The organism is Bradyrhizobium sp., assembly GCF_035484855.1.
Taxonomy (GTDB): Bacteria; Pseudomonadota; Alphaproteobacteria; order Rhizobiales; family Xanthobacteraceae; genus Bradyrhizobium.
The window spans coordinates 1-8506 of sequence record NZ_DATHOP010000232.1 but is presented as its reverse complement, the minus strand read 5'-3'; the positions used below and the strand labels follow the sequence as shown (position 1 = coordinate 8506).

General features: G+C 60.8%; 7 protein-coding genes and 1 pseudogene. 5 read left to right on the top strand and 3 right to left on the bottom strand.

What is annotated here, in order from left to right; translation table 11 throughout:
* A partial coding sequence (locus VK804_RS26630; protein ID WP_325375788.1) for a COX15/CtaA family protein occupies positions 1–873 on the bottom strand: 873 nt, incomplete at its 3' end.
* A 137-nt stretch (positions 874–1010) separates the two neighbouring features.
* On the opposite strand from VK804_RS26630, the gene VK804_RS26625 reads away from it, so the two are divergent.
* The 5 genes from VK804_RS26625 (at position 1011) to VK804_RS26605 (ending at position 6905) form a co-directional block, all read left to right on the top strand.
* A complete protein-coding gene (locus VK804_RS26625) occupies positions 1011–1226 on the top strand; it encodes a DUF2842 domain-containing protein (RefSeq protein WP_325375786.1) in 216 nt (71 codons plus the stop codon).
* A gap of 384 nt (positions 1227–1610) precedes the next feature.
* Entirely contained in the window at positions 1611–2621 is a 1011-nt protein-coding gene (locus VK804_RS26620; protein ID WP_325375784.1) for a DUF4331 family protein, read from the top strand.
* Positions 2622–2895: 274 nt separating this feature from the next.
* Positions 2896–3648, top strand: coding sequence for an SDR family oxidoreductase (locus VK804_RS26615; RefSeq protein WP_325375783.1), 753 nt, complete (start codon positions 2896–2898; stop codon positions 3646–3648).
* A 288-nt stretch (positions 3649–3936) separates the two neighbouring features.
* Positions 3937–5301, top strand: a complete 1365-nt coding sequence (locus tag VK804_RS26610) for an HlyD family secretion protein (protein ID WP_325375781.1) — start codon at positions 3937–3939, stop codon at positions 5299–5301.
* On the top strand, positions 5298–6905 hold the full coding sequence (locus VK804_RS26605) for a DHA2 family efflux MFS transporter permease subunit (RefSeq protein ID WP_325375779.1): 1608 nt from the start codon (positions 5298–5300) through the stop codon (positions 6903–6905). Before VK804_RS26610 ends, VK804_RS26605 begins: the two co-directional genes overlap by 4 nt.
* A gap of 44 nt (positions 6906–6949) precedes the next feature.
* Here VK804_RS26605 and VK804_RS26600 read toward each other — a convergent pair whose 3' ends face one another.
* Together VK804_RS26600 and VK804_RS26595 are read right to left on the bottom strand one after the other, a co-directional pair.
* On the bottom strand, positions 6950–8008 hold the full coding sequence (locus VK804_RS26600; protein WP_325375777.1) for a polysaccharide deacetylase family protein: 1059 nt from the start codon (positions 8006–8008) through the stop codon (positions 6950–6952).
* A 135-nt stretch (positions 8009–8143) separates the two neighbouring features.
* A pseudogene (locus tag VK804_RS26595) lies at positions 8144–8506 on the bottom strand (lipopolysaccharide biosynthesis protein); the annotation flags it as partial.

Sequence of the window (8506 nt, the reverse complement as noted above, 5' to 3'; positions counted from 1 at the left end):
TTTCTTCATCGCGCGCGCCACGCCGAACACGTGTAGCAGCGCAACGATCCAGATCGCATAAGCCAACATGCGGTGATCGAACTGCGCGGTGAGCGTATTCTCGAAGAAATTCCGCCATAGCGGCGCATTGAAGAACAAACGTGCCGGGTCCGGCACCAAGGCGCCATCGATCAGCGGCCACGTATTATAGATACGTCCGGCGCGCAGCCCGGCAACGATGGCGCCAAGATAGATTTGCACGAGCACCAGAATGAGAAGCGCAATGGCGCCGAAGCGAATGGGCGCAGGCACGGCAGTTGTCGGCGGCTGATCCCAGCGCTGCGCCATCCACAGCAGCGCGACATAAATCAGGCAGGCAAGGACAAGATGCGTCGCCAGCCGATATTGCGACACTTCGATGCGGTCGGCGAGACCTGAAGCGACCATCCACCAGCCGACAGCGCCCTGCATCGCGCCAAGCCCGAAGATCAGCCACAGCCGGTTGCGCAATCCAGGACCGATCCAGCCGCGCCACCAGAACCACAGGAACGGCAGCAGGAACACCATGCCGATGGTGCGCGCGATCAAGCGATGCGTCCATTCCCACCGATAGATGGTCTTGAACGCATCAAGGCTCATGCCGTTATTGATTTCGCGATATTGTGGAATGGCCTGATATTTTTCGAACTCGCTCTGCCATTGCGCGTCGCTCAAGGGCGGCGCCACTCCCATCACGGGCTTCCATTCCGTAATCGACAGTCCGGATTCGGTGAGCCGCGTCGCGCCGCCGACCAACACGATGGCAAGCACCATCGCGGCGACGGCATAGAGCCATAGCCGGATCGTGCGCGCTTGCCGGTCGGAAATTGCCCGATTGGAGGTCGTAATGCCCATGACCGATCGCTTGTCGAAGTGGCGCGGACCATATAGTGCTGCCCCCTGCCCTCGCAACCGATCCAGAGCATGATCCCGAAAAACCGCTTTTCGGAAAAGATCATGCTTCAACGAATATCTAGTCTCGGAGGCTCCGCTTGCCGATCCGTCTGCGCAAACTTCTCGGGACCTTGGCGCTGCTCGTGCTGGTGGTGGTATGGGCGCTGGTAGCCATGGCGCTCGCGCAATCGCCCGCCATCCACGACAGTCCCGTCCTCTCGGTCGCCTATTACGTGATAGCCGGTATCGGCTGGGTGTTGCCGGCGATGCCGATCGTGTCGTGGATGGGACGGCCGACGGTCAGAAGAGAGTGACCGACGATCAGCGCGATCTTGCAAATCGCTGCTGGTGACTAACGACAGGTGACCTCGCAGGATTCACGAATTCTTTCTCCCAGTCGAACTCGGCGGCATGCAAAAGGCCGCAATGCTCGACCGCCTGCGCCAAGCATGACAGACGCATGACGATGCGGCGCGGACGATTGGAGTTGAGTTATTTTTGACACAACGCTGCGAGCGTTATCTCGCGTCTTTGTGATGGTTCATCAACGGCGCAAGAGATATCCTGCACCCGTCTCGCGCTCGGCGTAGCATTTACGAAACGGGATTGCCTCAATCAGCGACTAGACTCTTTGTATAGCCGGGCGCGCGGTGACCAAGTCCAGAAGCGAGAACCTTCTTCGTTAGCAGGAGCGCGCAATGTCAAACCATTTTACCGGACTGAGTCTCGGCCCGCCGCTTGGCGATCAACGCCTCGACCTCTGCGACCTGTACGCATTCCAGTCGCCCGGCAACAACGGCCGGACTGCGATCATCCTCAATGCCAATCCCAATGCGGATGCACTTCATCCGGATGCAATTTATCGCGTCAACATCGATACCGACGGCGATTACCTGACCGATATCGCATTCAGCTATGTGTTCTCAAAGCCGAACAACGGCCGACAGACGTTTAGCGTATTCATGGCGAAGGGCGCGGAAGCGCGCTCCGACGAAGCGGTAGGGACGAAGATCGTCGCCGACGCCGACGTCTCCTTCGGACCGAAGCCGAATATCGTCACATCGGGCCCGTACACTTTTTTCGCCGGCAGCCGCAGCGACGCATTCTTTTTCGACTTCGACGGCATCAAGAACCTGTTCGACATCAGAGGCAAACGCAACTTTACTGAGCCACATCTCGGCGGCAAATCGCCATGGACCGGCGTGGATTCGAACACACAAGCCAATGTGTTTTCCACCGCTGTCGAGCTGCCGACGAATGAACTGCAATCCAAGGCCGAGATCCACGTCTGGGGACGGTGCAGCCTGAGACGAGACGACAAATTGCTTCACGTCGATCGCGCCGGCCATCCGAGCGTTTCGAGCTTCTTCAATACCGACGATACCAAAGAGGAGTACAACGCCAGCGAGCCCGTCCACGATCGTGCGCGATGGCTCGAACAGTTCGTGCACCTGATGGGGCACACCGGCGATTACTCGCGCGAGGACGCGATTGCCGCGATCGATACCGAGGGCACCCTTCCGGACGTGCTCACCTTCGATCCGTCGAAGCCGGCAAAGTATCCCAACGGCCGCGTCTTCACCGACGACGTGATCGATTACCGCCTCGCCTTCCTGACCAAAAGTCAGTGTCCGCCGTCAGGCCTCAAGCCGCATACCGACGTCCTGAGAGAGTTCCCTTATCTGGGCACGCCGCATGCGAAAACTTAGCAGCACATGATGACTTAGCGGCGCATGACTTAGCGACGCATGACACCGGCAGCGCCGACGCGGCGGAAGCCGTTCCACATCGCGGTGGCGTTACCGGACAACAGCGTCGTTTAGCCTCCGATCACCGTGGTGGAACAAATACGCGGCATCTGCATTGGCGTTGCGTTTGGCGTGCTCAACGTCGCGAGCGACACAGCGCACGACGTGTTCAACACCAGATATTTTCCTCGAAGCCATTTAAGAGTCTCCGATCGCCGACAAGGAAGGTTAAACCATGAAGATCGTCGTCATTGGTGGCACCGGCCTGATCGGCTCGAAGACCGTCGCCATTCTGCGCCAGGGCGGCCACGATGTTGTCGCCGCCTCGCCCAATACCGGTGTCAACACCATCACCGGCCAGGGGCTCAAGGAGGCCATGGCCGGCTCGCAGGCGATAATCGACCTCGCCAATTCGCCTTCATTTGAAGACAGGGCGGTGCTGGAATTCTTCACGACCTCCGAAGGCAACCTTCTCCCGGCGGAGACCGCAGCGGGCGTCCGGCACCATGTCGCGCTATCCATCGTCGGAACCGACCGGAGCGACAACGGCTATTTTCGCGCCAAGGTCGCCCAAGAAAAACTGATCGAGACCTCCGGCATCCCCTACACCATCATCCGCTCGACCCAGTTCCTGGAATTCCTCGGCGCCATCGCCGCCTCAGGTGCGGATGGAAACATAGTCAGGATTTCGCCCGGTCTGTTCCAGCCCATCGCGGCGGACGACGTTGCTGCTATCGTCGCCGATGTGGCGCTCGCAGCGCCACGAAACGGTGTGGTCGAGATCGCCGGCCCGGAACGAGCGCCGTTCAACGAAGTCGTCGCCCGCTATCTGAAGGCCATCGGCGACCCCCGTGTGGTCGTGAGCGACCCCGAGGCCCGATACTTCGGCGGCCGGGTCGAGGAGCGCTCGCTGGTGCCGCTGGGCGAGGCGCGCCTCGGCCGCATCGGTTTCGACGAATGGGTCCGCCGCTCACGGGCAGCGGCCTGATCCCGTATCTGCCAACCGGGATATTGCACCGCGAGAAAAAGCGGGGTGGAATATCGAAATTGAAGCGGCGCTAAAAATCCCGTTTGGTCGATAGCCATGGTTGAGAAGCCAAGCGCGCGTAACGACGAGTCAATCCGCAGCGATGCCTCCCCTGGAGCCGAGGGAGACACCGCGGACGAGCACGCGACCAAGCCCGTGCAGGCAGATCCTCCTTCCAAACCAGTCACACCGGCTAGTCATTGGCCCAGCTGGAATCGAAGATGGGTGATGGGAGTGCTGGGAGCTCTCGTGCTGGCGGCTGTCTTGATATTCGGCGTTCCGTGGATTCGGCTGGCGCTCAACACCGTCTCGACTGATGACGCCTACGTGAACGGCCATGTCACGTTCGTTGCCGCCCGCGTGCAAGGGCAGGTTTCCCGGGTCTTGGTCGATGACAACAACCGTGTTCGTAAGGGAGATCTTCTCGTCCAGCTGGACAAGGAGCCTCTTGAGGACACAGTCGCCGTGAAGAAAGCGGCTGTCGGCACCGCGAATGCGGACCTTCAGGCGGCTATAGCCACAGTGCGCGGTGCCGAAGCTCAAGCCAGGAGCCTGAGCTGGCAATTACGAAACGCCATGGAGGACGTCGATAACCGGGTGGCCTCGTTGCATGCCCGCGTTGCCGCGCTCGATAAAAGCAAGGCCACGCTCAAGTTGGCACAGGTTGAATTTGCTCGCGCTGAGCAATTGCTGCCGCAGGCGACCGTAAGCCGGGAGCAGTACGATCAACGGCAAGCCGCACTTTCGGTCGCGCAGGCTGAAGTTATCCAGGCAGAGGCGGATGTCCATCAAATCCGTGTCTCTTTGGGGTTGCCGGCGCAGCCTGAAAGCGGAGATCTCGGTGAGGTGCCGCCCGATCTCGATCAGACCTTTTCTTCCGTTCGAGAAGCGCAGGCAGCTCTCATCCAGGCGGCGGCCCAGCTTGGCGTTACTCATTCCTATGAACAGCTACCGAAGGAGATGCTCAAGCAGTTCGAAAGCCTGGATCAAGGCGATATCAACCGCACGCTGGCCGGACTTACGGATGATGCGCCTGCGGTCGAGCAGGCAAAAGCCAAGCTCGAATCCGCCCAACGCGATCTCGTTCAGGCCGAGCTCAACCTCCGCTACTGCGATGTCGTCGCGGATATCGATGGAGTCGTGACGCGTCGAAACGTCAATCCGGGCAACAATGTACAGGCCGGGCAGAGTCTGATGGCAATCCGATCGCTCAACGAGATCTGGGTCGATGCCAATTTCAAGGAGACGCAGCTGCGCGATTTGCGCATCGGCCAGCCTGTCGACCTCTATGTCGACATGTACGGAAGCCGACACGTGTTCAAGGGGCGGGTCTCTGGATTTACGATGGGGACTGGATCGACGCTATCGCTGCTGCCAGCCGAGAACGCCACTGGCAACTTCATCAAGGTGGTCCAGCGGCTGCCGGTTCGAATCGATCTCGAAGACTACAACCCAAATGAAAATCCCCTGTTTGTCGGCACCTCGGTCGTTCCCTACGTCTACCTGAACAAGCCGCCGGCCGGGCCCGATGCCGGGAAGGTTCTGCAAGCCTATATGCCTCAGCCGCAAGCCTCTGACTCACTCCACCAGAGCGCGCTCGGTGCTGACAAATGACCGATGCGGCTCTTTCGCCTTCAAGAGCCCCAGCAGCTGCGAACGTCTGGTTGGTGGCGGCCGTCGTCGTGATGCCGACCTTTATGGAGGTACTCGATACCACCATTGCGCTGGTGGCGCTGCGTTACATCGCCGGCGGCCTGTCGGCAACGGTCGAAGACGGCGAATGGGTCATCACCAGCTACCTAGCCGCCAACGCCATCATTTTGCCGATCACCGGATGGTTGAGCGCGCATCTGGGGCGCCGCAACTACTTCCTGCTGTCGATCGCTATTTTTACGCTCGCCTCCGGACTGTGCGGAATGGCCACTAGTCTTGGCCAGCTCATCGCGTTCCGCGTCATCCAGGGCCTCGCCGGCGGCGGCCTGCAGCCCTCCAGTCAGGCCGTGCTGCTCGACGCCTTCCCGCGGGAAAAGCAAGGCACCGCGATGACACTGTTTGGCTTGGCGGCTCTGCTCGCGCCGGTCATCGGTCCGACGCTGGGGGGCTGGCTGACGGACGAGTACCAGTGGCGGTGGGTCTTCTTGATCAATGTGCCGATCGGTCTCGCCGCATTTGCGGGGTGCTACGCCCTCCTCCGCGATCCGGATTACCTCACGGAAGAGCGCATGGAATTAAGGAGGCGGCCGTTCCATTTCGACTCGATCGGTTTGTTGCTGCTGGTCGTCGTCATGGTCTCCTGGGAAGTGATGCTCAGCAAGGGCCAGGAGTGGGATTGGCTCGGCGATCCGGTCTGGCGCGTGCAGACATTGGCCATTCTCTTTATTGCCGGTCTGGTTGGCTTGATCTTCTGGGAGCTGCGCAGCTCCAACCCCGTGGTCAATTTCCGGGCGATGGGCGAACGTAATTTCGGCGCGTGCTGTATCATTATCTTTGGCGCCTATGCCGTGCTGTTCGGAGCCAGCACGTCGTTGCCCGGCTTACTTCAGTCGCTATTTGGTTACAACGCCTTGGACGCGGGGCTGGTCATGTCTCCGGCCGGGTTCGTCGCACTTCTCGCCATGCCGGCCGTCGGCTTCGCGCTCGGTCGAAAGACGGATGCCCGGTGGTTGATCGGCGCGGGGTTGCTGCTGATGGCCATCAGCACTTATTGGATGTCGCAGATGAACCTCTTGATCAGTCCGGACCAAGTTGTCTGGCCGCGGGTCGTTTTGGTCTTAGGATTATCGATATGCTTTGCACCAGCAAACGTGGCCGCCTATCTCTATACGCCGATCGCGTTGCGTGGCGCGGCGGTGGGCCTGTTGAGCCTTCTGCGCAACGAGGGTGGCAGCGTTGGAACGTCATTGGCTCAGACCGTCCAGGAAAGGCGGGATCAATTCCATGCGCTGCGGCTCGGCGAGAGCCTCGACCCCTTTAATCCAGCCGTACAATCCTTTCTCGAGCAGGCGCAAGCGCGCTTTCTCCAGCAGACCGGCGATCCGGCTGCCGCACAACAACTGGCGTGGCAGGCGCTGGAAAATCTGCGCCAGCAGCAAGCATCGGCGCTGGCCTATTTCGACTGTTTTTGGCTATTCGCCGTCGTGATGTTTGCGCTGACGCTTGTCGTTTTCTTCATGAAACGTTCAGTGGCCGAGAAAGGTACGCATGTCGGTGGCGAATAAACGCCTTTCTCCGCGCTTCTTTGCATCAGCCAGAACTCAATGCTTCACGCCGCTTCCACGCGGCGGAAGCCGTTCCACATCGCCGTGGCGCTGCCGGATAACAGCACGCGCACGTAACGCATGCGCTGATAGTCCCCGTTGAGCGAAATGCGCGGCAGCGCCAGCAGGCGCCGGCTGTGCTCGGGAAACAGCACGCCGGGCCGGGTCGTCACCGCGGTCTTGAAACCGAGCTCGGCCGCGACTTCGAATTCGCGCAACCCGGCGGAGCCGCGATCGCCGTAAGGATATGACAAGTGCTCAGGCCGCACCGACAGCGCGGCTTCGATCACCGCGCGGCTCAGATCCATCTCCGAGCGCACCGCGTCCCTGGTGAGCTTGGCCAGCATCGGATGGTTGACCGTATGCGCGCCGATGGTCACGAGCGGATCGGCCGCAAGCTGCGAAAGCTCGGCCCAGGTCATGCACAATTCGCTACAGATCGCCGCGGTATCAACCTGATAGAACGCGGCAAGGTTGCGGACGGTGTTGCGCATTTCGGCTTCGGTCGGCAGCGACCGCAACCACCAATAAAGCTCGTCGTAGAGCGCGCGCTTTTCCGCGACGCTGCGGCAATCGAATTTGCGGTCGCGGCCGTTAATGGTCACGCCGATGCGGTCGTTGCGGTGGATGACGGCCTCGAGCACCAGCCACCACAATTCGCCCAGCCGGTCGGGAAAGCTCGTCGGCACATAGACGGCAAACGGCACATGGGCTTCTTTCAAGATCGGATAGGCCCATTGCAGCGTGTCGCGATAGCCATCGTCGAAGGTGAAACAGACAAAGCGGCGCGAAAAATCGCCCGCGCTCATGCTGCGATACAATTCGTCGAGGCTGATCAGATCGACGCCCGAGCGCCGCAAATCCCTCACCACCCGGGTGAGAAAGGCCGGCGTCACTTCGAGAAGATGGTTCGGCTGAAACCGGCCGGGACGGCGCGGGCGGACGTGATGCAAAGTCAGGATCGCGCCGACACCGCCGACGAAAGGCCGCAGTGCCAGATGCGCGCCGCTGAAATACAGCGACTCCAATCCGCCGCGGATGATCGTCTGTTTCAGGCCAGCCACGGAACCTGCCTATCGCAAGACTGAGTTGATAATCTTTTGCCAGCCCAAGAATACCGTCAAGAACGCCGTCAACCGGCACGATCGAACGCCCCGCGTTACGAGCACAAGCGTAGCATGGCGCGCGTGACGCAGCCGTTACGCCGCCGCGGCGGTCTCCGTCATGCCGGCTGGCGTCACGACGAGCGTCGTCACGTCGACAATGCCCGAGGCCAGAAGCTCTTCGCGCGCAGTGGATGCAGCCGCTGCCGTCTCGGCCACCACCACCGCATGCGGCGCAACCTCGGCGATGCGATCGATGCCGGGCCCCGAGACCGGTCCGGCGTCGATTACGACGTGGTCGTAGCTATGCGCCAAGGCGTCGAAGGCGGTGACGATGCCGCGCGCTCCGAGAATTTGCAGCCGGTCGGTCGAGGCATGTCCAGGCGCGATCAGGTGCAGCGGCGACAGCCGGTCCTTGGTGATGATGTCGCGGAACGACGCCATGCCATGCGCCAGTTC